This is a genomic window from Pararhizobium sp., assembly GCF_965279435.1.
GTDB lineage: Bacteria > Pseudomonadota > Alphaproteobacteria > Rhizobiales > Rhizobiaceae > Pararhizobium.
Genome location: NZ_CBDIHY010000003.1, coordinates 3,160,640 through 3,182,972, shown reverse-complemented (window position 1 = coordinate 3,182,972; position 22,333 = coordinate 3,160,640). Strand labels below are relative to the sequence as shown.

The window sequence follows — 22,333 nt, the reverse complement described above, 5'->3', positions numbered from 1 at the left end:
GTCTCAACCTGCCACTTCCAGGCCCATGGAGCGGGCAGAGCCCTCAACCATTGCCATTGCGCCTTCGATATCAGCCGCGTTCAGATCCTTCATCTTGGCTTCAGCGATCTTGCGAACCTGATCCTTGGTGAGGGTACCGGCCTTGGCGCCCTTGCCAGGCGTCTTGGAACCAGCCGTCAGCTTTGCTTCCTTCTTCAGGAAGTAGCTGACTGGCGGCTGCTTCATAATGAAGGTGAAGGACTTGTCCTGGTAATAGGTGATGACGACCGGGATCGGCATGCCCTTTTCCATTTCCTGCGTGGCGGCATTGAACGCCTTGCAGAATTCCATGATGTTTACGCCACGCTGACCAAGCGCCGGGCCGATTGGCGGGGACGGGTTTGCCGATCCTGCCTTGACCTGAAGCTTGAGCTGGCCTGCAACTTTCTTAGCCATTTCTCTCTGCCTTTATGGTTTTCCCGGTATCCCTGCCCGCCATATGCGAACCGGACCCGAAAACGTTACGACCGGTTTCCCGGCTTCTCATGCCACCCTTCAAAAGGACGGCGGCTGTGGTTGCGTGGTGCGGATTGGCCGATCCGGCTAAGATCGGTTTCCTTCCACGCGGTTTGCGGGCTCGCCCGCATTTGCCGGATACATGACCCGGCAAAACCAAAAGAAAGCTGCGCAGCCGAACGAGTTCAGCGCTGCAGCCTTCAGAAATCAGACTTTTTCGACCTGAGCGTACTCAAGATCCACCGGCGTCGCGCGGCCAAAGATGGAGACTTCAACCTTGAGGCGCGAACGCTCCTCATCAACGTCTTGCACGATACCGTTGAACGAGGCAAACGGACCGTCGGAGACACGAACCTGCTCGCCGACCTCAAAGGAGATCGAAGGCTTCGGACGGTCAACACCGTCCTGAACCTGACCGAGAATCCGCTCGGCTTCAAAATCAGGGATCGGAACCGGCTTATTGTCGGAACCGAGGAAACCCGTGACCTTGGGTGTATTCTTGATGAGGTGATAGGCCTCATCCGTCAGGTTGGCGCGCACAAGCACGTAACCTGGAAAAAACTTGCGCTCGGCATCGACCTTGCGGCCACGACGAACTTCAACGACCTTCTCGGTCGGAACGAGAATCTTTTCAAACAGATGGCTCAAGCCCTTCTGCTTGGCCTTCTCTTCGATCGATTCAGCGACCTTCTTCTCGAAATTCGAGTAGGCGTGAACGATGTACCAACGCGCTGCCATATTCATCCCTAACCGTTCAAACGCCAGCATTCAGGACGAGGCCAATCAGCCAGCCCATCAGTTGGTCCGCAGCAAAAAAGAAGATAGCCGCAAAGAACACCATGACGAATACCATCAGCGTCGAGATCATTGTCTCGCGCCGTGAAGGCCAAGTGACTTTCGCCGTCTCAGCACGAACCTGCTGCAAAAACGTAAATGGATTTGTTTTGGATGCCATTGAATGCTCACGCCTTAACGGCCCGTAAAGCTGACGATCAGCCCCACGCGCCGCGTGTCTGTTTGAACCCTACATAAAGACCGATTCTATAAATCACAAGAGGTCAACGATCTTTTTGCGAAATTAGCCGGAAAAGACAAGCCTTCTCCCTGTATAGTGTGTCCGCTCGCTGCGGCATGATATCAGCCGAAATGAATGGCAGGGGCAGTAAGGCTCGAACTTACGACCTGCGGTTTTGGAGACCGCCGCTCTACCAACTGAGCTATACCCCTAGACCAGCGGCGCAGTGTGCAAAAAGCAAAGCGCCACATGAAGTCAGCGGGTTATTATTCAGTTTGGCCGGGATTGACAAGCGCCTTTGCGCGAAAAAAGAAAAGAAATCCGCATCGGGACGTCTTTTCCACGCCTTGATATCCGTAGCCTATGCCTCGACATATTGACGCCAGTCGTGCTCCTCGCGGAACCCCAGCACGTCGCGGATCTTCTTGTTCGAAAGCAGCCCCTCAAACGTCCCGATCTCGCGCGTAAAAGGCACGTTGGGGAAATAGCGCGCAGCCAGTTCCTTGGTCGGCGTATTGGCCGACACGGTATCGTTGGCTGCATTGAAGATTTGGAAACCCAGTCCATCCTTTTCGATGCAGAGCTTGACGATCTGCCCGAGATCGCGGGCGTCGATATAGCTCCAGGCAATGCGCTTGCGGATTTCCGGATTGGCGAAATAGGCAGGGAACCGTTCGTATTCGTGCGGCTCGATGACATTGCCGATTCTCAGCGCGTAGATATCGGCCCCTGACCGCTCCGCGAAAGCACGTGCGGTCTTTTCGTTCACCACCTTCGACAGGCCGTACGAATCCATCGGATTGACGTCATAGTCCTCGTCCAGGGGAAACTGATGGAAATCACGATGCCCTTCAGCAAAGCAGACGCCATAGGTGGTTTCGCTGGAGGCGACGATAATCTTGCGGACGCCGGACTTCACCGCCGCCTCAATGACATTGTAGGTGCCCATCGTGTTGATGCGGAAAGTTTCGTTGTCCGGCTTGATCAGGATACGCGGCACAGCAGCGAAATGGACCACCGCATCGAATGGCTGCGGTCCCTGCCCCTGTTCCAGATCCGGGAAATCCCGATGCATCGACATGACGTTGAACATCTGGCCGCTATCGGTGATATCGGCGATGAGATTGGTGACACCCGGGCTCTCCAGCGGCATCAGGTCAACATTGTGCACCTCATAGCCAGCCTCGACGAGATAGGGCACGGCGTGCCGCCCCGCCTTGCCCGCGCCGCCGGTAAACAAGATCCGCTTGCCCATGAGATACTCCTCCGTTCTGCGGCGGCCCTACAGGCGCTCGCATGCCTCGTTATTCCGCCGGTATGCCCCTGCCCTTCGAACGCTGCAACAGCGGCTCTCCAGACTAATCTATACGCAATTTATGCCGTGCAAGTCTTCTGGGCGCATCGGCAAACAACATTATGTCACTTGTCGCCAGACAACAAAAAACCCCGCCGTTGCCGGCGGGGTTCTTTTCAGTTCGTGCGATCGACGATTACTCGACGATGGATGCAACGATGCCGGCGCCGACGGTACGGCCGCCTTCGCGGATAGCGAAGCGCAGCTTTTCTTCCATCGCGATCGGAACGATCAGCTCGACGGAAACCGTGACGTTGTCGCCAGGCATAACCATTTCCGTGCCTTCAGGAAGCGACACGATGCCGGTCACGTCCGTCGTGCGGAAGTAGAACTGCGGACGATAGTTGGTGAAGAACGGTGTATGACGGCCGCCCTCTTCCTTCGTCAGGATGTAGGCTTCAGCCATGAACTTCTTGTGCGGCTTGACCGAACCCGGCTTGCACAGAATCTGACCACGCTCGACGCCGTCACGGGTAACGCCGCGAACGAGAGCACCGATGTTGTCGCCGGCCTGGCCCTGATCGAGCAGCTTGCGGAACATTTCAACGCCGGTAACAGTCGTCTTGGCCGTCGGACGGATGCCGACGATTTCGACTTCTTCGCCGACCTTGACGATACCACGCTCAACGCGGCCGGTCACAACCGTACCACGGCCCGAGATCGAGAACACGTCTTCGATCGGCAGCAGGAACGGCAGGTTGATCGGACGCTCAGGCGTCGGGATGTAGGCGTCAACAGCAGCCATCAGCTCGCGAATTGCGTCTTCGCCGATCTTCTTGTCCGAATCTTCAAGAGCAGCCAGAGCCGAACCCTTGATGATCGGAATGTCGTCGCCCGGGAAGTCGTACATCGACAGAAGTTCGCGCACTTCCAGCTCGACGAGCTCGAGAAGTTCAGCGTCGTCGACCTGGTCAACCTTGTTGAGGAACACGACGATCGCCGGAACGCCAACCTGACGGGCAAGCAGGATGTGCTCGCGGGTCTGCGGCATCGGGCCGTCGGCTGCCGAGCAGACCAGGATCGCGCCGTCCATCTGGGCAGCACCGGTGATCATGTTCTTGACGTAGTCGGCGTGGCCGGGGCAGTCAACGTGGGCATAGTGACGGGCAGGCGTTTCATACTCGACGTGTGCCGTCGAGATGGTGATGCCGCGGGCCTTTTCTTCCGGTGCAGCGTCGATCTGGTCGTACGCCTTGTATTCGCCGAAATACTTCGTGATCGCTGCCGTCAGCGACGTCTTGCCATGGTCGACGTGGCCGATCGTGCCAATGTTAACGTGCGGCTTATTGCGCTCAAATTTGCTCTTTGCCATGGGGTCAAGTTTCCTGTGATCAATGAGAATGCACCATACCGGCGGCGCCGGTTTGGGGAGGCGTGTAAGGGTTTCGGGCGGAATGCGCAAGACTTAATTATTTTGCGCGCCGTCAAGGCCTTGCGGCCCGGATGAAGCCTATGTGGGGATGATGAGGCACGATTCCAATGCCACCCGCCTCAAACGCAGAAACACACCCAAATCAAAGATTTGCAGGGTTTTCTTAAGGCCAGGCAAGAGAAACAGAATATCTGGATGGGTTTTAATGGAGCGGGTAGCGGGAATCGAACCCGCGTATTCAGCTTGGAAGGCTGCTGCTCTACCATTGAGCTATACCCGCGGGTCAAGATCCGTCTGACAGAATGGTGGAGGGAGTTGGATTTGAACCAACGTAGGCTGAGCCAACGGATTTACAGTCCGTCCCCTTTAACCACTCGGGCATCCCTCCATTATTCTGTCGGGATCAAGCGACCAAGCTTTGCAGATCAAAGTGTTGTTTGCCGGGGCAAGTCAGCCCTTCAATCTGCGCCGGGTATATGACGGTCCCATTTCATCCTGTCAACACGGCGTCTCAGAAAAAGTTGGGAAAATCGCGATAAAGATTGTGAGCCGCCGATTTCGCGAAAAATGGTTCCACGCGAACCGCATCGTCAGTATAAGACGGGTATGAGCAAAGATAATCCGGGCGACAAGAACGCCAAAGACACCCATTACGCCACTCTTCGCCGCGCGCATCGCGATGGCAAACGCGAACGCGGCGAAATTCCGACACCCGTGCAGGACAAGCGTAAGAGAAGCGCTGCACCAGACTGGAAGGCGCCGCAACTGGCGCCCGATCAGGTGCTGCTCTACGGCATTCACACGGTGCGGGCCGCCCTCGACAATCCCGAGCGCAAGATCATCAAGCTTTCGGTGACACAGAACGCGCTGGTGCGTCTGGAAACCGGCCCGGTTGAAGAACTCGGTTTTCCGGTGGAAATCGTCACACCGCAGGATCTCGACAAGATTCTCGGACCTGACGCCATCCACCAGGGCGCAATGCTGGAAACCGTCCCCCTGCCCGTCCGCCGTCTTTCGGCGCTCAATGACAGCCCGTTGATTCTCGTCCTGGACCAGGTGACCGATCCGCACAATGTCGGCGCCATCATGCGTTCGGCCGTTGCCTTCAATGCCGGCGCCCTGATCACCACACAGCGCCACAGCCCGACCGAATCGGGCGTCATGGCCAAATCGGCCTCCGGCGCGCTGGAAATGATCCCCTATATCCAGGTCACCAATCTCGCCGATACGCTGGAAGAACTGCACAAGCTCGGCTTCGTCTCGATCGGTCTTGATTCGGAAGGCTCGGAGCCGCTCGAGCAGGCACTCACCGGCGTAAAGATTGCGCTCGTTCTCGGCGCCGAGGGCAAAGGATTGCGGCAGAAGACCCGCCAGACCGTCAATGCACTTGCCCGTCTTGAGATGCCAGGTGCCATCAAGTCACTGAATGTCTCCAATGCAGCCGCGATCGCCATGTACGCAGCACGCGGCCATCTCGCTAAAGCCTAACCGGCGGCTACCGGGTCAACGGCAATAGTGTAACTGACAAGCGGGCTTCGGGGCATTCGTCCCGGAGCTTGTTTTATTTCATGACGTTGAGTTCTCTTCGTCGCGGGGCAGACAGGCAAAATCGCCCACCCAAATACAGTCGCTTGGCCCTTGCAAATCGCATCAACACCACACGACATGCCGGGAGACGTTCCGCGAAAACCCGGCACAAGCGCGACTATCAAAAGATGCAGGAACGTATTTCAGAAGCAAAACCGTCCCGGCGGACACCGCGTCCGCGCGGATTACCGCATCCTGCCCTCAGGCCTTCTTCAAAAACTCTGTCCGCAGCACTAGCCCCTTGATCTTGGCATGACGGCATTCGACCTCGTCCGGATCACCGGTGAGATGAATGCCCTTGATCATCGTGCCACGCTTCAAGGTCTCGGACGTACCCTTGACCTTGAGATCCTTGATCAGGGTGACATTGTCGCCCTCGACCAGGATCGTGCCGTTGCTGTCCCTGACATCCGTCATTACCGTTCCAATCTGCATACCGTCGCCCGAAGGCCCATGGCCCGGCCTCTAGCGCCTCGCGGCAAGGCTGTCCAGTTCTCCATACGGCGACGCACGTACAGAGAGATCTTTGACGGTGTTCAGAATGGGCATCCGCTTCTAACCTCGCATGTGAAAAAGCCGGACACATGTGCCCGGCTTCCTTCATGCCGTTTGATGCAGTGAAGAATCAGGCTGCGATATCGAAATGGCCACGATCGCTGATCGCCTTTTCGGCCTCGACGATGGCCGCTTCCTTCGAATCCGGGCTGATGGCCAAGCCTTCGGCACGGACAAATTCGACATTGGTGATGCCGATGAAACCGAACACCGTGCTCAGATAGGTTTCCTGGTGATCCATGGCGCTGATCGGAGACGCGCCGGAGTAATGGCCACCGCGCGTGGAGGCGACGATCACCTTCTTGCCCTTGGCGAGGCCTTCGACGCCCGCCTCGGTGTAACGGAAGGTGGTTCCGGCAACGAGGATACGGTCGATCCAGGTCTTCAGCTGGCTCGGAATGGCAAAGTTGTACATCGGTGCGCCGATGACGACGACATCGGCGGAGAGAAACTCGTTGAGCGAGGCGCGGCCGGCATCAAGTTCGGAAACCAGAGTCGCATCGAGGCCTTCCGGATTGGCGGACGCTGCCATCAAGTGCGAGCCGTTGAGATGAGCGAGCGGAGCGGCGGCCAGATCGCGGTAGGTAATGGTATCGCTTGGGCGCTCGGCCTTGATCCGTGCAACGATCGACGCCGTCAGGCGGCGGGAAACGGAGTGGTCTCCGAGGATACCGGAGTCGATATGGAGAATGTTCATGATGGGCACCTTTATTGTGCGTGTGTGGCGTTTGGGTGCATCACATATGATTTTAAAACAATCGGCTGATAAGCTAGCCCTTTTTCGACAGGCCGTTTCCTGATAGAAACAATGATGGTCAATCATCGATGGACATGAAGGTGTGACATGCAGGACCTGAACGATCTCGCGCTGTTTGCCGCCGTGGTGAAACACAAGGGCTTTTCCGCCGCCGCCCGCGCCCTCAACATTCCGAAATCCAAGCTCAGCAAGCATGTCGCCCGGCTGGAACAGCAGCTTGACGTGCGTCTTCTCGAACGCTCAACCCGCAAGCTGCGGGTGACCGATATCGGTCAGGCCTTCTATGAACGCTGCGAGATGATCCTGTCCGGCGTCGAAGCGGCCGAAGCTGTGGTTGCGGCGGCAAAAAGCGAGCCGACCGGCGTCGTGCGCCTCGCCTGCCCGATCGGTTTCACCCCTATGGTCGCCGCGATCCTGCCCGCCTTTCACCGGCGCTATCCGGGCGTCCGCCTGCTGATCACCACCACCAATCGCCGGATCGATCTTGTTGAAGAACGCATCGACATCGCGCTTCGCGCCCGTGACCAACTGGACACCGACAACAACCTGATCATTCGCAAACTGGGTGAAGCGCGGCAGTTCCTGGTGGCCAGCCCGGCGCTGATGGCGCGGATCGGCAACGTGACGATCGATACGCTGGGCAGCATGCCGACGCTGTCGATGAACGAGCAGCATCTGTCCGATTCCTGGCGCCTGAACCATACCGATGGCACGGCACGCGATATTACCCACCAACCCGTGATCGGCTGCGGCGATTTCGGCATTCTCGAACGCGCCGCCATTGAAGGCGTCGGCATCGCGCTTCTGCCGGACCATCTTTGCGGCCGGGGAATAAGAACCGGCGTGCTGGTGCCCGTGCTGCCGGAATGGGGCTCGAACGCCACCATCGCCCACCTGGTCTTCACGTCCCGCCACGGCATGCTGCCATCGGTCCGCGCACTCATCGACTTCCTTGCCGACAATCTGCCGAGCGCAATGTCGCGCTGCACGGAAATCGACCCGAGCCCGGCAATGCTGGACGCAGCGGAATAAATGATACCTCGCAAGCGGCCGGGTCTATGATGGATGGCGTTTCACACGACCGAATCAGATCCGGCTGAGGCAAGGTATAATTATGACGCGAGAGCGGCGGCGGCGCATCATCAGGAGACGGCGAACAACCATCAGTCTGCTCCTCGTCGCCGCCATCTCGTTTCTCGCCGGCATGACGGATGCTGCCGGCCTTTTGATTGCCGGCAGCTTCGTCTCCTTTATGAGCGGGAATACCACCCGCGCCGCCGTCTCGCTCGCCGACGGTCAACCGGCCTACGCTTTCATCCTGCTGGGTGCCCTTTTGACGTTCGTCGCCGGCAATGCGCTCGGGATCATCATTGCCCACAACGCCGCCCGGCGTGCGTTCCGCGTCCTCACAGCGGCGACACTCGTCCTTGCCTTTTCCGCAACCGTTGGCGACCCGGATTTCGCAACACTCCGGTTCTACGCAATCGTGCTCGCCATGGGGCTTGTCAACGCCGCCGTTGAGCATATCGAGGGATTGCCGATCGGATTGACCTATGTCACCGGCGCCCTCTCCCGCTTCGGCAAAGGTATCGGCGGTTGGGTGGTCGGGACGCCACGGCGAGATTGGGGGCTGCAGATCGTTCCCTGGATCGGAATGGTGTCCGGTGGCATATGCGGCGCCTTTCTCGAACGGGCGCTGGGCGCGGGTGCGCTTTGGCTGGTATGCACCCTCTCAGCGGCGCTTGCTATTCTTGCTTTCTTCATCCCGCCGCGGCTGCAGCAACGCCTCGCCCACAGCACGCCGCCCCAAACGGCAAATCTTCGGCCAACAAAACCCGGCCTGTAATCACAGCAAATACCAAGCCGCCGCACATCAATCAGCTAATCACTGGAAAAGCAGCCGGCAAACTACATTTTCACTTTACACACGATCAGAATATGCTAATTCCCAGCCGCAAGTGCTGCCCTTATAGCTCAGTTGGTAGAGCACCTGATTTGTAATCAGGGGGTCTCGGGTTCGAATCCTGATGGGGGCACCATTTTTCTCTCAATAAATAAGTTGTTATAAACATAACCTTCGAGAGGGATTTTCTCGATGTCGCATCCTGTTGCGATAGACTTCCCTTGATTTCAAGGGCGGCACGCGGCTAATCGCCCCCGGCCTTTTCCCGCGATTGTTTTGTCCCTCCGTAAACCTGTTGTCTGCCTCGGACCAATCGCCATCAATCCAGCAACTACGCTGCCCTTTTGATCGCGGTCGATACGGCCTTGCTTTCTTGGGCCTCGTGCAAAGCCATGTCTATCAAATAGCACAGCATCTGATCATTATTGGCTTTGGCTAAAATCTTTGCACTCTCAAGCAGATCGGTGATTGCATTGGTCATAATCAACTCCTCTATCGGACGTTGAAAGCCTGGCCCTGCGATGTTAGCAAAACCTTAACCTCGTACGGGTGATTTCTAGCCTGAGATGCACCATTTTTGGGGTAGTTCAGCCGTCAACACGGGAAGGCTGGTGCTATGGCGTGCTGGTGAGAAGCTACTGCGCTATTTCCTTGCTCGGTTAAGGATACAGGCGCGGCCCTCCTGCCGCAATTATTCTACCGGCCAGCGAATAGCGTTTCCTGAGTGACAGGATAGGCTTTTCAATCAAGTGCCATGAGATTGCAGCGGCGCAGAATACGGTGGTGCTCGATATCAAGGTCAGCAGGACAATTCCGGCTCCCGTGCCGACTAGGACCGGCGGCCCGAGCAGGATAGCGAGCTGGATGAAGGGGACGTGATAGAGATAGACACCATAGGAATAATCGCCCCCCTCCAGTATCTTTGGCAGCGTCAGGCGCGACAGGCCCGCATAGATGGTGATGTAGGTAAGAACAGGCATCAGTATGACGCGGTATCCGACACTTTCGGTTGCGCTCGTGTCGAGCAGGAGAATTGCCGCGACGGCAACGCTAATGCAGGCGGCGAGCAGAATTCTGTCCATCGGGATCCTGTCGCGCAATTGATAGGCAAGAACGCCGCACAGAAATGCCGTGATGAGTGCGGCGCCGCGGCCGACGAAAAGCGTATGCAATTGGTCCCCTGCCACGGCGGACATAAAATGTTCGACCCAAAGGCCCGCAGCAACAAAACCCGCGAGCAGCAGAACAGTCACCGCCGCCCTCCGCACCACACCTGTGACCATCATGACTGACATGATGATGTAGCAATTGATCTCCCAGTAAATTGTCCACAAAGCTCCGTTGACTTGCGGGACTGGGTTTTCTGTGAAGACACCTGGTAGTTGAAAATGTACCCAGCCGATAATGTTCAGCATATAGGCGAAAAAATCTGCATGGGTGAAATAATCACCGACCGGCATGGTGGTGACGGCCGGACCGATAATGAAGGCGCACACTAGAATATCGACCGCGAGCGCTGGCACGATGCGCAGGCCGCGATTGACCAAGAAATTCTCCACGCTGAGACGCTGTGCACTGCCGGTGATGAGAAAGCCGCTCAAGGCGAAAAATATCGGCACTAGGCTGTATTCAAGGAACCACAGTAATGGGCCATGCGCCGACGCCCAGTGGCCGGAATTGGTGAGAACGTGATAAAAAACAATGGAAAATGCCAGCGTAATACGCACAAAATTGAAGCCAGGCCCAAAGCCACCATAGCCCGCCAATACCGCTCCAAAGCTCTTCATCCCAGTCTCCGCAAGCCCGATGCCAACGTGGCAATGGCATCTTTTGAATGTACCTTACGTTGTGATCTTCAAGGAAAGGTAAGCGGGAGTGGTTTCCTGGGATGCATTTCTTGATGCGGACGGGCCGGAGGTGTCGTAATCGCCCAAAGTAACACCACGCCCTTCGAGCCGCCCGGCCAGATATCCCTGTTCTGGTTTCAGGTCGTAAGGCAACCCGTCATTCAAATGCCTGCTCCCATATATCCTTTCAACGCCGTGGGTTACGGGGCATTGGCGGGAATGAGGCTCAATCTTCCCTTCCCCGCGATGGTCTTTTGTGCATGATAATGTCTGTATTCCGTCTTGCGACGCCTTCTGTCGAACTGCGGGATAGACCATATTTTAGGCCTTTCCGTTTGGAACGGCACTTATCGTAAAACAGACAGGCATTTCATGGCTCGCACGTTCAAAACCATCGCCTTTGCCGCTTCCGCCACAGACGAAGCCCAGGCGGCGGCAGAGGAGCTGATCGCGCTGTACGGCCAGGAAGACCCGGACGAAGCCGACGTGATTGTGGCGCTCGGCGGCGACGGGTTCATGTTGCAGACGCTGCACAAGACGATGAATTCCGGCAAGCTGATCTACGGTATGAACCGTGGCTCGATCGGCTTTCTGATGAACCGATACAGCACCGAGAACCTGCGTAAGCGCCTGGCGGAGGCCGTCGAGAACACGTTCCGGCCGCTGGAAATGCAGACCATCGATGCCGACGGCAACAGTTTCAAGGCGCTGGCGATCAACGAGGTCTATCTGTTTCGCCAATCCTATCAGGCGGCCAAGCTGCGGGTGGTGGTCGATGATCGCGTCCGGCTGGAGGAGCTGATCTGCGACGGTGTGCTGCTCTCAACACCTGCCGGCTCGACGGCCTACAATCTCTCCGCCCATGGCCCGATCCTGCCGCTTGAGGCCCCACTTCTGGCTCTGACGCCGGTCAGCCCGTTCCGGCCACGGCGCTGGCGTGGCGCGCTTTTACCCAATAAGGTGACCGTCGATATCGCCATTCTTGAGCCGGAAAAACGGCCGGTCAACGCGGTCGCCGATCACATCGAGGTCAAATCGGTCGTACAGGTGCGGATAGCCGAATCGGAAAACACCACGGCGCATATTCTTTCAGACCCGGACTATTCCTGGTCGGACCGCATTCTGGCGGAGCAATTTTCGAATTGAGACGAGCCATCCGCCATCCCCTTTCCCATAAAGTCATCAGCGGGAATCGATTTCGGCTGAAACTTGTGCCAGAGTTCGATGTGTTCTGGTTCCCGCCAGGGATGCAGGCACCAGAACATCCGGTTTTCAGTAACAGTACCCAAGGCGTAATCGATGCTCCATGCAGGATATGACGGCGGAACCGCAGCACCTTCGTCGGCGGGCCAAAATCTGGCGCGAACAACGCTCCATCACGACCGTAGTCGGACGGTATCGCTTTTTTCCCGCTATTTGACGGTCTGCTGCCTCGCCCTGACCTATGCAGCCGGTTCTCCAGCGCTTGCCGATGAGACCGTGCTGATGCCGGCCAACATCATTTTCGTGACGAGCACCGGATATTGGGAAGAAAGCGGCGAGCCGCTAAGTGATCCCGATCAAACCGGTGCGACGACGACGGGCAGCAAGCCGGCATCACCGGCGGCGGCGCAGCGTGGTTATTACAAGCTCGTTGCGGTTCGTCAGCCGGAGGGCAACGCGCACATATTCCTGCAGCAGGTGGCGCTGGATGCTTCCGGCCCGAAAATTGTCTCATCGGCAGAGCTCGAAGAGTTTTCCGCGATGAAAGCCTATGTCACCGATATCAGACCCGACACATCGGACGGCGTCGCAGCCCAGCCTGGACTGTTTGCCACGGTCTATCTGAAGACTGATCCAACGGCTGGCGAGCCTGAAACCTGGACCGTGCTGATCGACGATATCGGGGACATCAAGGTCGAGCGCGAAACGAACTGATCGGTAAAACAGTCAAAAAAAGCCGGGCGATTGCGCGCCCGGCTTTTTACATTTTCAGACGACAGGAGAACCCGGCTTACGCCAGATCGTCGACCACGGCATCGGCGCCGCCGTTGACGCGGTGAGCAAGTGCCGCTTCCATGAAGGCGTTCAGGTCGCCGTCAAGCACATCATCAGGTGCCGTGCTGGAAACCCCGGTGCGCATGTCCTTGACCAGCTGGTAAGGCTGCAGCACGTAGGAGCGGATCTGGTGGCCCCAGCCGATATCGCTCTTCGATGCGGCTTCAACATTGGCAGCGTCTTCGCGCTTCTTCAGTTCCGCTTCGTACAGACGGGCACGCAGCATGTCCCAGGCCTTGGCCTTGTTCTTGTGCTGCGAACGTTCCTGCTGGCACTGCACGACGATGCCCGACGGCATATGCGTGATACGCACCGCCGAGTCGGTTGTGTTGACGTGCTGGCCGCCTGCGCCCGACGAACGGTAGGTGTCGATGCGGCAATCGCTCTCGTTGATATCAATCTGGATCGAATCGTCGATGACCGGATAAACCCAGATCGACGAGAACGAGGTATGACGGCGGGCGTTGCTGTCGAACGGCGAGATGCGCACGAGGCGGTGAACGCCCGATTCGGTCTTCAGCCAGCCATAGGCATTGTGCCCCTTGACCAGAAGCGTCGCCGATTTGATGCCGGCTTCTTCGCCGTCATGAACTTCGAGCAATTCGACCTTGTAGCCCTGGCGTTCGGCCCAGCGCGTGTACATGCGCAAGAGGATGTTCGCCCAGTCCTGGCTTTCGGTGCCACCGGCGCCGGAATGGACTTCGAGATAGGTGTCGTTGCTGTCGGCTTCGCCTGACAGCATGGCTTCGACCTGGCGGCGGGCCGCTTCCGTGCGCAAGACGCGGAGCGCGTCTTCGGCTTCCTTTATGATGTCGGCGTCGCCCTCTTCCTCACCGAGTTCGATCAGGTCGATAGCGTCCTGCATCTGCTGCTCGAAGACGCGGACGCTGGTGATACCGTCATCAAGATGCTGGCGCTCGCGCATCAGCTTCTGGGCTTCCGTCGCATCGTTCCAGAGGTTTGGATCCTCCGACTTGTTGTTCAACCAGTCCAGCCGTCTTACCGCCTGATCCCAGTCAAAGATGCCTCCTCAGCAGGCTTATGGCCTGCTTGATTTCGTCGACAATATTCTCGATTTCGGTCCGCATGATCCTGCTTCTTGCGCTCGTATGGAATGTGCGCCGTGAATAGCGACGCCTGCCGGTTATGTAAAGACCGGCAGGCGTCTGCAAATGGGAAGGGTTGGGTTAAAATAGCCCGCTGGAGCCGCGATTGATGGCGTCGTTTGCCTGCGGCGACGCCTTCAGGATTTCCTCTGGCGGGATATATTGATCGGCTCCACCGATGACCGAGAAGGTATCGGCCGGGCCAGTGCCAGGCTTGAAGGCCTCGATGATCGTATCCGGATCGCCGTCGGCTGCAGCCATGCCGGTCTTGCGGTTGACCGGGATCAGGCTCATGCCTTCCGGAACGACGAACTTGACCGGGCGCGTGCCCTGCATTGCGGCCTGCATGAAATCATTGAAGACGGGAGCCGCCAGACCGCCGCCGGTCGCGCCGCGTCCGAGCGGTGCCGGGCTGTCGAAGCCGAGATAAAGGCCTGCGACCAGGTCCGGCGTATAACCGACGAACCAGGCGTCTTTTTCATCGTTGGTGGTTCCGGTCTTGCCAGCCACCGGGCGATCGAGCTTGATCTTGCCGGCGGCAGTGCCGCGCGAAATCACGCCTTCCATCATCGAGGTGATCTGGTAGGCGGTCATCGGGTCGAGGACCTGTTCGCGGTTGTCGGTGAGAACCGGCTCCTCCTGATCTTGCCAGTCGGCAGCATTGCAATTGTCGCAGGTGCGATCCTCATGACGGAAGATCGTCTTGCCGTAACGGTCCTGGATGCGGTCGATCATCGATGGCTTGATCTGCTTACCGCCATTGGCAAGCACGGAATAGGCCGAAACCATGCGCAGAACCGTCGTCTCGCCCGAGCCGAGCGACATGGCGAGAACCGGCAGCATCTTGTCGTAGATGCCGAAGCGTTCGGCATATTCGGCAACCAGGTTCATGCCCATGTCGTTGGCCAGCCGCACCGTCATCAGGTTACGCGACTTTTCGATGCCGAGGCGTAGAGTCGAGGGACCTGCCGAACCGCCGCCATAGTTTTCCGGGCGCCAGACCTGGCCGCCGGTGACGAGTTCGAAGGGTGCATCGAGAATAACGGATGCGGGGGTATAGCCGTTATCAAGCGCAGCGGCGTAGACGAAAGGCTTGAAGGAGGAGCCCGGCTGGCGCATGGCCTGCGTCGCGCGGTTGAACTCCGACTGACCGTAGGAGAAACCACCAGCCATTGCCAGCACGCGGCCGGTCTGCGGGTCCATGGCGACAAGACCGCCCTGCACTTTCGGCGGCTGGCGCAGGCGGTACTCTCCGGCTGCCGTGGTTGGCTCGACATAGATAACATCGCCCGGGCCGACAACGCCTTCGGGCGATTTTGCCGATTTGCGGTCACCGGCGGAGGAACGGTAGGCCCACTGCATGTTCTTGGCAGTGATATGGCCGGTCAGGCGGTCGGCACCGACCTTGCCGCCTGCGTCCTTTTCCGGCTGGATGCCGATATCGGCGCCGTTGCCATCGACGGACAGAACAACTGCCAGCTTCCATTCAGGCACATCAGACAAGGCGTTCAGCTTGCCAAGCGGCTCGCCCCAGTCGCCACCGATCTCGATCGCTTTCATCGGGCCATGGAAGCCGCGGCGCTCGTCATAGGTGACCAATGCGTTCTGCAACGCCCTGCGGGCTTCGACCTGCAGTCGCGGGTCAAGCGAGGTGCGAACGGACAGGCCGCCTTCATAGAGGGCGTTGTCGCCGTAGCGCTGGATGATCTGGCGGCGAACTTCCTCGGCGAAATAGTCCGACGCGAACAGATGCGATCCACCACGGCGAACGCTGACCCCGAGCGGCTGCTTCTTGGCTTCCTCGCCATCGCTCTTGGCGACATAACCGTTCTCGACCATGCGATCGATGACCCAGTTGCGGCGCTCGATAGCGGCCTCGGCTCTGCGGAACGGATGATAGTTTGCAGGCCCCTTCGGCAGGGCTGCAAGATAGGCCGTTTCGGCAATCGTCAGCTCGGTGACCGATTTGTCGAAATAGGTCAGTGCTGCACCGGCGATACCGTAGGAATTCAGGCCGAAGAAAATCTCATTGAGATAAAGCTCGAGAATGCGGTCCTTGCTGTAGGCCTGCTCGATGCGGAAGGACAGGATGGCTTCCTTGACCTTGCGGTCGATCGTCTGGTCGGCGGAGAGAAGGAAGTTCTTGGCAACCTGCTGGGTGATTGTCGAAGCGCCAACCGGACGGCGGCCGGAACCGAAATTCTGCAGGTTGACGAAAATGGCGCGGCCAAGGCCGGTGATGTCAACGCCGGGATGCTGGTAGAAATTCTTGTCTTCGGCCGAAATGAAAGCGGCCTTGACCCGATCAGGAATGGCCTGGATCGGCAGATAGAGGCGGCGCTCGCGGGCATATTCGGCCATCAACGCACCGTTGCCGGCGTGAACGCGGGTCGTTACCGGCGGCGCATAGCTGTTGAGAACCTCATAGTCTGGCAGGTCCTTGGTGACATGGCCAAGATAGATGGCGGCGGCTGCGGCAACGCCGAGCACCAGAAACGCGCCAATGCCGAAGAAATATCCAATCAGTCTGATCATCAGCCAGGTACCGGTATCCAGTTATCGTTCATCTATGCGGAGCACACGTTGCCGGTGGGCCTAACCCGCACCTTGGCCGAATGCAATCACGCCAACGAATTAAACAACGAATGAGGCACATTCCGGTTGGCCGGCAATGTTACCCACGCTGCATGTTTACGACTGGCCATCGTCTTTCAGATCACCCGCCGCGCAATTCAGGTCTCCGGATAGCGACCGGATTGTGAGCAAAATAGGGCTTGAGGCCGATTAAGCATAGGCCATCCCCTTGAAAACGGTATCGCTGTTACTCAGGCGACACAAATCACAACAGACAGTATTACTGGTTTAAATCATGCAGCGGCAAGGGATAAAGCCCTGGCCAAAGCCTTGTCAGCCGCCGTTTGCCACGGCCTCGCCGCGGTAGCTGCGCACGGCAGCGGCCAGCAGACTGGCGACCTTGCTGCGCCAGACCGGATCGACCAAGAGCTTTTCATCCTCCTTGTTGGACAAAAAGCCCAGTTCCAGCAGAATCGACGGCACATCCGGCGCCTGCAGCACGCGAAACCCGGCATGGCGGTGGGGATTGTTGATCAGATTGATCTGGCCCTCGAAGGAAGAAACAACGGACCGTGCCAGATTAACCGAGAACGCCTGCGTTTCGCGTCGCGTCAGATCGATCAGAATATCGGCAACTTCAGCCGGTTCGCTCTTGAAGGTGACGCCGGCAATCTCGTCCGACAGGTTTTCGCGTGCGGCGAGATTGGCTGCCAGATGGTCGGATGCCTTGTCGGAGATCGTATAGACGGTGGCGCCGCGAATATCGCGCTGCTTCAGCGTATCGGCATGAATGGAGATGAACAGGTTGGCGCTATGCTGACGGGCGACCTGCACACGCTGAGGCAGGGAGAGAAACTCGTCACTGTCACGCGTCAGGAAGGCCTTGACGCCGTTCTCCTTATTGAGCGTCTCGACAAGCTGCGTGGCGAAAGCCAGCGTAACACTCTTTTCCTCCATCTTGGTCTCACTGCCGATCGCGCCGGTATCGATACCGCCATGGCCTGCATCGACGGCGACGATGAAGGCTCCCGGTGCCGCCGGTTCAACCAGCCTGTCAGTCTTTGCGGCCGTGACGGTGCCGGTCCACTTCTGCTCTTCGATCAGGCTGGAAAAACGCGCCTCGGTCACCCGTTCTGCGTCCAGCACCAAACGAAAGCCCTTGCCTTCCTCGTCTGCCTTGACGTCTGCAACAGTGACAGCCACCGGCTGTTTAGCCGTCAGCACAACGCGGGCACTGCCCGGCCCCATGGCACCGTAACGGATTTCGGTGAACAGGCCGCGTGCCTTCAGATCCTCGGGCTTCAAACCGAAGGAGGTTTCCGGCAGATCGACGATGACACGGGGCGGATTGGCGACATAATGGACGAAGAAGATCGGCTTGCGGTCGAAATCGATCACCACCCTTGTGCGGGCGTCGTCGCCGGCGATCCGGGCGCCGTAAGCGAGCAATGGCGGATCTGCGGCATGAGTAACCGGCGCTAAGGAGAGAAGCAGCAGGCCCAGCAGGCACCGTCGTATCATCGCTGACAGGATCAAATCCGCTTTTCCTTGTTGCACACGCTGGCCGGAACCCTTTGGTCGCGTCTCCCGCAATCCGGTCTCGACGTCTCGTTTCGGGACATAGCCCTACACCTGGCGCGTTTCTGCCTGTAGCATCCATGACGCCATATGGTTAACCAAACCTTGCTTTCCCCACCCTGACGAAGCGCCGCCCGCCCTCTTCCGATGCTATTAAAGCCCACGAAGACGGCGGCAAACCGGCACTCCGGCAGTACACACCCCGACAAGCGAATCAATCAATATTATGGCGGTTCCGGCTTTTCCCTTGCCATTGTGACATAGAAAACATAAAAGCCTTGCAGGGAGAAAGTGTTGACGGGATAGAATCGACGACCGGCAGCCAAAGGGTTTTTCAAGCCCTGGCGCCAGAGCGTGATCGGGACGGGTAAAACCGCTTCAACGCAGATCACGTCTCGGACAAGCAGTCGCGCTTCATCCGCCGTCGCTCCACTTTTTCTTCGTATGCTGAATCGAGAAATTCCGGCGGTGGCCGGAGCGTTTATGGTGACGATCACCGCAGGCCCGTGACCGGGCACATTCATCGGGCCTTCAGGGCCTACTACATTGGCATTCTTGTTTGGTCATTAACGTTGTCCCAGCAGTATCGGTCAGAAGTAAACAGGCCCCGGAACAGATTGGTTCCGGCTGCTGTCTGGCTGTTGGACGATTTCCCCAACCATACAGGAACATTCACATCCGGCGAAAAACCTGAACTGCATGGAAAGTCTCCTCCGGGAGGCTATTTTCCTGCTGTTTCCAAGGTACGCCGAGGAGCACCACCTACATGGCAGAGAAAATGCTTATCGATGCGTCTCACGCTGAAGAGACGCGCGTTGTTGTCGTACGCGGAAGCCGCATAGAAGAATTCGACTTCGAATCCGAACACAAGAAACAGATCCGCGGCAATATCTATCTCGCGAAAGTGACGCGCGTTGAGCCGTCGCTGCAGGCGGCCTTCGTCGATTACGGCGGCAACCGCCACGGCTTCCTGGCCTTCGCCGAAATCCACCCTGACTATTACCAGATTCCGCTCGCCGACCGGCAGGCGCTTTTGCGGCAGGAAGCCGAAGACGCGCGCCGCGATGACGACATCGAGCATGTCGAAACCGGCACGGATCTCGGCCCTGACTCAGACGATGAAACAGTAGAGACGACGGTAGAAAACGTCGTCGAGATCATCGAGGCGGCCGCCGAGCCGGTCGAGACCGTGGAAACGGCTGTCGAGGCTGAAGAAAAGCCGAAGGCAAAAGCCAAGCGCCCGCGCCGCACCAAGAAGGCTGCTGCCGCAGAAGCCGAAGCAACCGGGACTGACAGCGACGAAGGCAATGGTGGCGAAATGGCCGCCATGGTCGATACCGACAGCATTTCGGAAGATACCCGCGGCGGACGCCGTGGTCATGACGACGATGATGACGATGGTCATCACGAGGAAAAGGAAGTCATCGAATCCGTCGGCGCCGAAGATGCGATGGAAGAAGTGCCGGACCGGCAGGTCAACCGCCGTCCGCGCAAGCAGTACCGCATCCAAGAAGTCATCAAGCGCCGGCAGATTCTGCTGGTGCAGGTGGCCAAGGAAGAACGTGGCAACAAGGGCGCAGCTCTCACCACTTACCTGTCGCTGGCCGGCCGCTATTCGGTTCTGATGCCGAACACGGCGCGTGGCGGCGGTATCTCCCGCAAAATCACCAACCTGCCGGATCGCAAGCGTCTGAAGGAAATTGCCCGCGCGCTCGACGTGCCGCAGGGCATGGGCGTCATCCTGCGCACCGCCGGTGCCAACCGCACCAAGGTCGAGGTCAAGCGCGACTTCGAATACCTGATGCGCCTGTGGGAAAATGTTCGCACGCTCACGCTGTCTTCGACAGCCCCCTGCCTCGTCTATGAGGAAGGCTCACTGATCAAGCGCTCGATCCGCGACCTTTACAACAAGGACATCAGCGAGATCATCGTTTCCGGTGAAGAAGGCTACAAGGAAGCCAAGGGCTTCATGAAGATGCTGATGCCGAGCCACGCCAAGGTGGTCCAACCTTACCGCGACGTACACCCGATCTTCTCGCGCTCGGGCATCGAAGCCCAGCTCGATCGCATGCTAGTGCCGCAGGTAACGCTGAAGTCCGGCGGTTACATCATCATCAACCAGACCGAAGCGCTGGTTGCCATCGACGTCAACTCGGGCCGTTCGACCCGCGAACACTCGATCGAAGACACGGCGCTCCAGACCAACCTTGAAGCCGCCGAAGAAGTCGCCCGCCAGCTACGCCTGCGCGACCTTGCCGGTCTTGTGGTCGTCGACTTCATCGACATGGAAGAAAAGCGCAACAACCGCTCGGTTGAAAAGCGCCTGAAGGATCACCTCAAGAACGACCGCGCCCGCATCCAGGTCGGCCGCATCTCGCATTTCGGCCTGCTCGAAATGTCGCGCCAGCGCATTCGTGCATCGGTGCTTGAATCGACGATGCAGGTCTGCTCGCATTGCAACGGCACGGGCCACGTCCGTTCGCAGTCCTCCGTTGCCCTGCATGTCCTGCGCGGCGTCGAGGAGTATCTGCTGAAGAACACCACGCACAACATCACCGTGCGGACGACCCCGGATATCGCGCTCTACCTGCTCAACCACAAGCGCGGCACGATCATCGATTATGAAGAGCGCTTTGGCGTTCAGATCATCATCGAGGCGGACGCTCATGTCGGTGCGCAGCATTTTGCCATCGATCGCAATGAAGCTGTCGAGAACCCGGTCAAGATCGATCAGATCATCCAGTTCGAGCCAGAGATCGACGAAGATGACGATATCATCATCGAAGAGGATATCGAGGACGACGAAGAACTCGTGGTCGAAGCCAAGCCGGAACGCGCAGAGCGGGCCGAGCGCAGCGAACGCGCACCTGCCGAGCAGAGTGACGAACAAGGCAACCGCAAGCGCAAGCGCCGCCGGCGCCGGCGTGGTGGCCGCCCGGGTGGTGATCAGGGTACCGAAGCCGGTGTCAGTTCCGACGATGCCTCCGATGAGGATGGCGACGAGGACGAAGCCGATGACGTTGCCGCACAGGCAGGTTCCGAAGATCCACAGGATGCAGGCCTGAGCGAAGAAGAACGCCAGAAGCGCAAGCGCCGCCGTCGCGGCAAGCGTGGTGGCCGCCGCAACCGTCCGGACGAGGCAGAAGGTGAAAACCAGGCAGCCGACGGCGAAACCGCAGGCGAAGAAGCCTCGACAGACGCGCCAGAAGCGGAAGCTGCTGTTGCCGTTCCAGCCGAAGCCGTGGTTGCCGCTGTAGCTTTTGAGGACGTCGCCGAAGCTCCGGTCGTTGCCGAGGCAGACGCAAAGCCCGCCAAGCCGAAGCGCAGCCGCAAGAAGGCCGTGGCTGCTGTAGAAGAAGCCGTTGCCGAGGAAGCGCCTGTCGCAACCGCCGATGCGGATGCCCAGGCTGCTGTCGAAGCAAAGCTGGAAACGGTTGCTGTAGTCGAAGAACCGGCAGTCGAAAAGGCTGCCGCGGACCTCGAAGAGACGAAGCAGGAAGACATCAAGCCGGTGCGCGCCAATCGTGATATCGAAACGATCGCCAGCGAACCGGTCGTCAAGTCGTCCGCCGTCAAGAAGGACGAAGGCGACACGGACCCCGCAAAGCCCAAGAAGGGCGGCTGGTGGCAGAAGCGCGGCTTCTTCTAAGTCGAGACTGACAGCTAAGAAATGAAAAACCGGCCAAGCAATTGGCCGGTTTTTTCGTTTTGGCTCCCTGTTCCATTAGGAACTGCGAAAACAAAACGGTTTCGGCAGAGTGTGGCCTACTGGACGAGATGGGCTCGTCCGGCAATAAGCCGAGGAGGCAATCATGCGACGTTTCCTTGTCGCAGCGGCGCTCGTCGCCATTCCCACCATTTCGCTTGCCGCACCGTCCCAAGCCGGCAGCAATGGCCGCCAGCGTTACAATGACTTCTACTATGGGAGTTATGACACAGCCTTTGAACCGGTCTGTGTGATCAGGACAGTGCGCAGGACGGACGTGCACGGCAACCCCGTCATCCAGAAGGTCCGAATCTGCCGCTGAGGCAAGCGGGTTCGACATGGGCTATAGGCATGTGCGTCCGCTGGGCGCGCATGAAACGCTGGCGGCCCGCTGCCGATCCACTTCCCAATCTGATTCACAGCCGTGACAGACTGAATCCGGAAAAA

At 58.4% G+C, this 22,333-nt stretch carries 20 protein-coding genes and 4 tRNA genes; 8 read left to right on the top strand and 16 right to left on the bottom strand.

The window, feature by feature from the left end:
• Nucleotides 1-3: 3 nt before the first annotated feature.
• The 8 genes from rplK to ACQY8Q_RS21135 form a co-directional block, all read right to left on the bottom strand.
• On the bottom strand, nucleotides 4-435 hold the full coding sequence (gene rplK / locus ACQY8Q_RS21170) for a 50S ribosomal protein L11 (protein WP_428428354.1): 432 nt from the start codon (nucleotides 433-435) through the stop codon (nucleotides 4-6).
• Nucleotides 436-702: 267 nt separating this feature from the next.
• Nucleotides 703-1,233: a transcription termination/antitermination protein NusG gene (nusG, locus tag ACQY8Q_RS21165; protein ID WP_060505015.1), complete on the bottom strand. Its 531-nt coding sequence runs from the start codon at nucleotides 1,231-1,233 to the stop codon at nucleotides 703-705.
• Between the two features lie 16 nt (nucleotides 1,234-1,249).
• Nucleotides 1,250-1,450, bottom strand: coding sequence for a preprotein translocase subunit SecE (gene secE / locus ACQY8Q_RS21160; RefSeq protein WP_037103350.1), 201 nt, complete (start codon nucleotides 1,448-1,450; stop codon nucleotides 1,250-1,252).
• A 196-nt stretch (nucleotides 1,451-1,646) separates the two neighbouring features.
• Nucleotides 1,647-1,722, bottom strand: a tRNA-Trp gene (locus ACQY8Q_RS21155).
• 149 nt (nucleotides 1,723-1,871) lie between these two features.
• The gene (locus ACQY8Q_RS21150) at nucleotides 1,872-2,765 is read right to left on the bottom strand and encodes an NAD-dependent epimerase/dehydratase family protein (protein ID WP_428428353.1); all 894 of its coding nucleotides are present in this window, start codon (nucleotides 2,763-2,765) and stop codon (nucleotides 1,872-1,874) included.
• Nucleotides 2,766-3,000: 235 nt separating this feature from the next.
• The gene (gene tuf, locus ACQY8Q_RS21145) at nucleotides 3,001-4,176 is read right to left on the bottom strand and encodes an elongation factor Tu (protein ID WP_426230058.1); all 1,176 of its coding nucleotides are present in this window, start codon (nucleotides 4,174-4,176) and stop codon (nucleotides 3,001-3,003) included.
• Between the two features lie 266 nt (nucleotides 4,177-4,442).
• Nucleotides 4,443-4,516, bottom strand: a tRNA-Gly gene (locus ACQY8Q_RS21140).
• Between the two features lie 23 nt (nucleotides 4,517-4,539).
• Nucleotides 4,540-4,624: transfer RNA gene (locus ACQY8Q_RS21135), tRNA-Tyr, on the bottom strand.
• 218 nt (nucleotides 4,625-4,842) lie between these two features.
• On the opposite strand from ACQY8Q_RS21135, the gene rlmB reads away from it, so the two are divergent.
• Complete coding sequence (gene rlmB, locus ACQY8Q_RS21130) at nucleotides 4,843-5,724, top strand: 23S rRNA (guanosine(2251)-2'-O)-methyltransferase RlmB (RefSeq protein WP_428428352.1); 882 nt, start codon at nucleotides 4,843-4,845, stop codon at nucleotides 5,722-5,724.
• A gap of 300 nt (nucleotides 5,725-6,024) precedes the next feature.
• Here rlmB and ACQY8Q_RS21125 read toward each other — a convergent pair whose 3' ends face one another.
• Nucleotides 6,025-6,240, bottom strand: a complete 216-nt coding sequence (locus ACQY8Q_RS21125; RefSeq protein ID WP_037169534.1) for an alkylphosphonate utilization protein — start codon at nucleotides 6,238-6,240, stop codon at nucleotides 6,025-6,027.
• 208 nt (nucleotides 6,241-6,448) lie between these two features.
• Complete coding sequence (locus ACQY8Q_RS21120) at nucleotides 6,449-7,075, bottom strand: FMN-dependent NADH-azoreductase (RefSeq protein ID WP_428428350.1); 627 nt, start codon at nucleotides 7,073-7,075, stop codon at nucleotides 6,449-6,451.
• Nucleotides 7,076-7,222: 147 nt separating this feature from the next.
• Between ACQY8Q_RS21120 and ACQY8Q_RS21115 the strand changes: the two genes are divergently transcribed.
• The 3 genes from ACQY8Q_RS21115 to ACQY8Q_RS21105 all read left to right on the top strand — a co-directional run bounded on the left by ACQY8Q_RS21115 (nucleotide 7,223) and on the right by ACQY8Q_RS21105 (nucleotide 9,174).
• Nucleotides 7,223-8,167, top strand: coding sequence for a LysR family transcriptional regulator (locus ACQY8Q_RS21115; protein ID WP_428428349.1), 945 nt, complete (start codon nucleotides 7,223-7,225; stop codon nucleotides 8,165-8,167).
• A gap of 82 nt (nucleotides 8,168-8,249) precedes the next feature.
• A complete protein-coding gene (locus ACQY8Q_RS21110; protein ID WP_428428348.1) occupies nucleotides 8,250-8,981 on the top strand; it encodes a YoaK family protein in 732 nt (243 codons plus the stop codon).
• A 117-nt stretch (nucleotides 8,982-9,098) separates the two neighbouring features.
• Nucleotides 9,099-9,174, top strand: a tRNA-Thr gene (locus tag ACQY8Q_RS21105).
• A 195-nt stretch (nucleotides 9,175-9,369) separates the two neighbouring features.
• On the opposite strand, the gene ACQY8Q_RS21100 is transcribed toward ACQY8Q_RS21105, so the two are convergent.
• Together ACQY8Q_RS21100 and ACQY8Q_RS21095 are read right to left on the bottom strand one after the other, a co-directional pair.
• Nucleotides 9,370-9,519, bottom strand: a complete 150-nt coding sequence (locus tag ACQY8Q_RS21100; protein ID WP_428428347.1) for a hypothetical protein — start codon at nucleotides 9,517-9,519, stop codon at nucleotides 9,370-9,372.
• A 178-nt stretch (nucleotides 9,520-9,697) separates the two neighbouring features.
• Nucleotides 9,698-10,825, bottom strand: a complete 1,128-nt coding sequence (locus ACQY8Q_RS21095; RefSeq protein WP_428428346.1) for an acyltransferase family protein — start codon at nucleotides 10,823-10,825, stop codon at nucleotides 9,698-9,700.
• 432 nt (nucleotides 10,826-11,257) lie between these two features.
• On the opposite strand from ACQY8Q_RS21095, the gene ACQY8Q_RS21090 reads away from it, so the two are divergent.
• Together ACQY8Q_RS21090 and ACQY8Q_RS21085 are read left to right on the top strand one after the other, a co-directional pair.
• Nucleotides 11,258-12,031: an NAD kinase gene (locus tag ACQY8Q_RS21090; RefSeq protein WP_428428345.1), complete on the top strand. Its 774-nt coding sequence runs from the start codon at nucleotides 11,258-11,260 to the stop codon at nucleotides 12,029-12,031.
• Nucleotides 12,032-12,370: 339 nt separating this feature from the next.
• A complete protein-coding gene (locus ACQY8Q_RS21085; RefSeq protein ID WP_428429838.1) occupies nucleotides 12,371-12,802 on the top strand; it encodes a hypothetical protein in 432 nt (143 codons plus the stop codon).
• Between the two features lie 76 nt (nucleotides 12,803-12,878).
• On the opposite strand, the gene prfB is transcribed toward ACQY8Q_RS21085, so the two are convergent.
• The 4 genes from prfB to ACQY8Q_RS21065 form a co-directional block, all read right to left on the bottom strand.
• A protein-coding gene (prfB, locus tag ACQY8Q_RS21080; RefSeq protein ID WP_428428344.1) for a peptide chain release factor 2 occupies nucleotides 12,879-14,010 on the bottom strand; the annotation gives its coding sequence in 2 pieces (ribosomal slippage) (nucleotides 12,879-13,940 and nucleotides 13,942-14,010; 1,131 coding nt in all).
• A 99-nt stretch (nucleotides 14,011-14,109) separates the two neighbouring features.
• On the bottom strand, nucleotides 14,110-16,563 hold the full coding sequence (locus ACQY8Q_RS21075; RefSeq protein ID WP_428428343.1) for a penicillin-binding protein 1A: 2,454 nt from the start codon (nucleotides 16,561-16,563) through the stop codon (nucleotides 14,110-14,112).
• A gap of 372 nt (nucleotides 16,564-16,935) precedes the next feature.
• The gene (locus ACQY8Q_RS21070; RefSeq protein WP_428429837.1) at nucleotides 16,936-18,123 is read right to left on the bottom strand and encodes an N-acetylmuramoyl-L-alanine amidase; all 1,188 of its coding nucleotides are present in this window, start codon (nucleotides 18,121-18,123) and stop codon (nucleotides 16,936-16,938) included.
• Between the two features lie 281 nt (nucleotides 18,124-18,404).
• Nucleotides 18,405-18,704, bottom strand: coding sequence for a hypothetical protein (locus ACQY8Q_RS21065; RefSeq protein ID WP_318417681.1), 300 nt, complete (start codon nucleotides 18,702-18,704; stop codon nucleotides 18,405-18,407).
• A 242-nt stretch (nucleotides 18,705-18,946) separates the two neighbouring features.
• Between ACQY8Q_RS21065 and ACQY8Q_RS21060 the strand changes: the two genes are divergently transcribed.
• Both ACQY8Q_RS21060 and ACQY8Q_RS21055 read left to right on the top strand, forming a co-directional pair.
• Nucleotides 18,947-21,829 (top strand): Rne/Rng family ribonuclease, encoded by a 2,883-nt coding sequence (locus ACQY8Q_RS21060; protein ID WP_428428342.1) that lies wholly within the window; start codon nucleotides 18,947-18,949, stop codon nucleotides 21,827-21,829.
• Nucleotides 21,830-21,992: 163 nt separating this feature from the next.
• A complete protein-coding gene (locus tag ACQY8Q_RS21055) occupies nucleotides 21,993-22,208 on the top strand; it encodes a hypothetical protein (protein WP_428428341.1) in 216 nt (71 codons plus the stop codon).
• The last annotated feature ends 125 nt before the right edge of the window (nucleotides 22,209-22,333 follow it).

Bases quoted from the DNA above. Each gene is read 5' to 3' on its own strand.
- ACQY8Q_RS21055 (WP_428428341.1), top strand. From the start codon at position 21,993: ATGCGACGTTTCCTTGTCGCAGCGGCGCTCGTCGCCATTCCCACCATT.
- ACQY8Q_RS21115 (WP_428428349.1), top strand. From the start codon at position 7,223: ATGCAGGACCTGAACGATCTCGCGCTGTTTGCCGCCGTGGTGAAACAC.
- ACQY8Q_RS21150 (WP_428428353.1), bottom strand. From the start codon at position 2,765: ATGGGCAAGCGGATCTTGTTTACCGGCGGCGCGGGCAAGGCGGGGCGG.
- ACQY8Q_RS21085 (WP_428429838.1), top strand. From the start codon at position 12,371: ATGCCGGCCAACATCATTTTCGTGACGAGCACCGGATATTGGGAAGAA.
- ACQY8Q_RS21120 (WP_428428350.1), bottom strand. From the start codon at position 7,075: ATGAACATTCTCCATATCGACTCCGGTATCCTCGGAGACCACTCCGTT.
- nusG (WP_060505015.1), bottom strand. From the start codon at position 1,233: ATGGCAGCGCGTTGGTACATCGTTCACGCCTACTCGAATTTCGAGAAG.
- secE (WP_037103350.1), bottom strand. From the start codon at position 1,450: ATGGCATCCAAAACAAATCCATTTACGTTTTTGCAGCAGGTTCGTGCT.
- tuf (WP_426230058.1), bottom strand. From the start codon at position 4,176: ATGGCAAAGAGCAAATTTGAGCGCAATAAGCCGCACGTTAACATTGGC.
- ACQY8Q_RS21060 (WP_428428342.1), top strand. From the start codon at position 18,947: ATGGCAGAGAAAATGCTTATCGATGCGTCTCACGCTGAAGAGACGCGC.
- ACQY8Q_RS21095 (WP_428428346.1), bottom strand. From the start codon at position 10,825: ATGAAGAGCTTTGGAGCGGTATTGGCGGGCTATGGTGGCTTTGGGCCT.
- ACQY8Q_RS21075 (WP_428428343.1), bottom strand. From the start codon at position 16,563: ATGATCAGACTGATTGGATATTTCTTCGGCATTGGCGCGTTTCTGGTG.
- ACQY8Q_RS21090 (WP_428428345.1), top strand. From the start codon at position 11,258: ATGGCTCGCACGTTCAAAACCATCGCCTTTGCCGCTTCCGCCACAGAC.
- rplK (WP_428428354.1), bottom strand. From the start codon at position 435: ATGGCTAAGAAAGTTGCAGGCCAGCTCAAGCTTCAGGTCAAGGCAGGA.
- ACQY8Q_RS21070 (WP_428429837.1), bottom strand. From the start codon at position 18,123: ATGATACGACGGTGCCTGCTGGGCCTGCTGCTTCTCTCCTTAGCGCCG.
- ACQY8Q_RS21065 (WP_318417681.1), bottom strand. From the start codon at position 18,704: ATGAATGTGCCCGGTCACGGGCCTGCGGTGATCGTCACCATAAACGCT.
- ACQY8Q_RS21125 (WP_037169534.1), bottom strand. From the start codon at position 6,240: ATGACGGATGTCAGGGACAGCAACGGCACGATCCTGGTCGAGGGCGAC.
- rlmB (WP_428428352.1), top strand. From the start codon at position 4,843: ATGAGCAAAGATAATCCGGGCGACAAGAACGCCAAAGACACCCATTAC.
- ACQY8Q_RS21100 (WP_428428347.1), bottom strand. From the start codon at position 9,519: ATGACCAATGCAATCACCGATCTGCTTGAGAGTGCAAAGATTTTAGCC.
- ACQY8Q_RS21110 (WP_428428348.1), top strand. From the start codon at position 8,250: ATGACGCGAGAGCGGCGGCGGCGCATCATCAGGAGACGGCGAACAACC.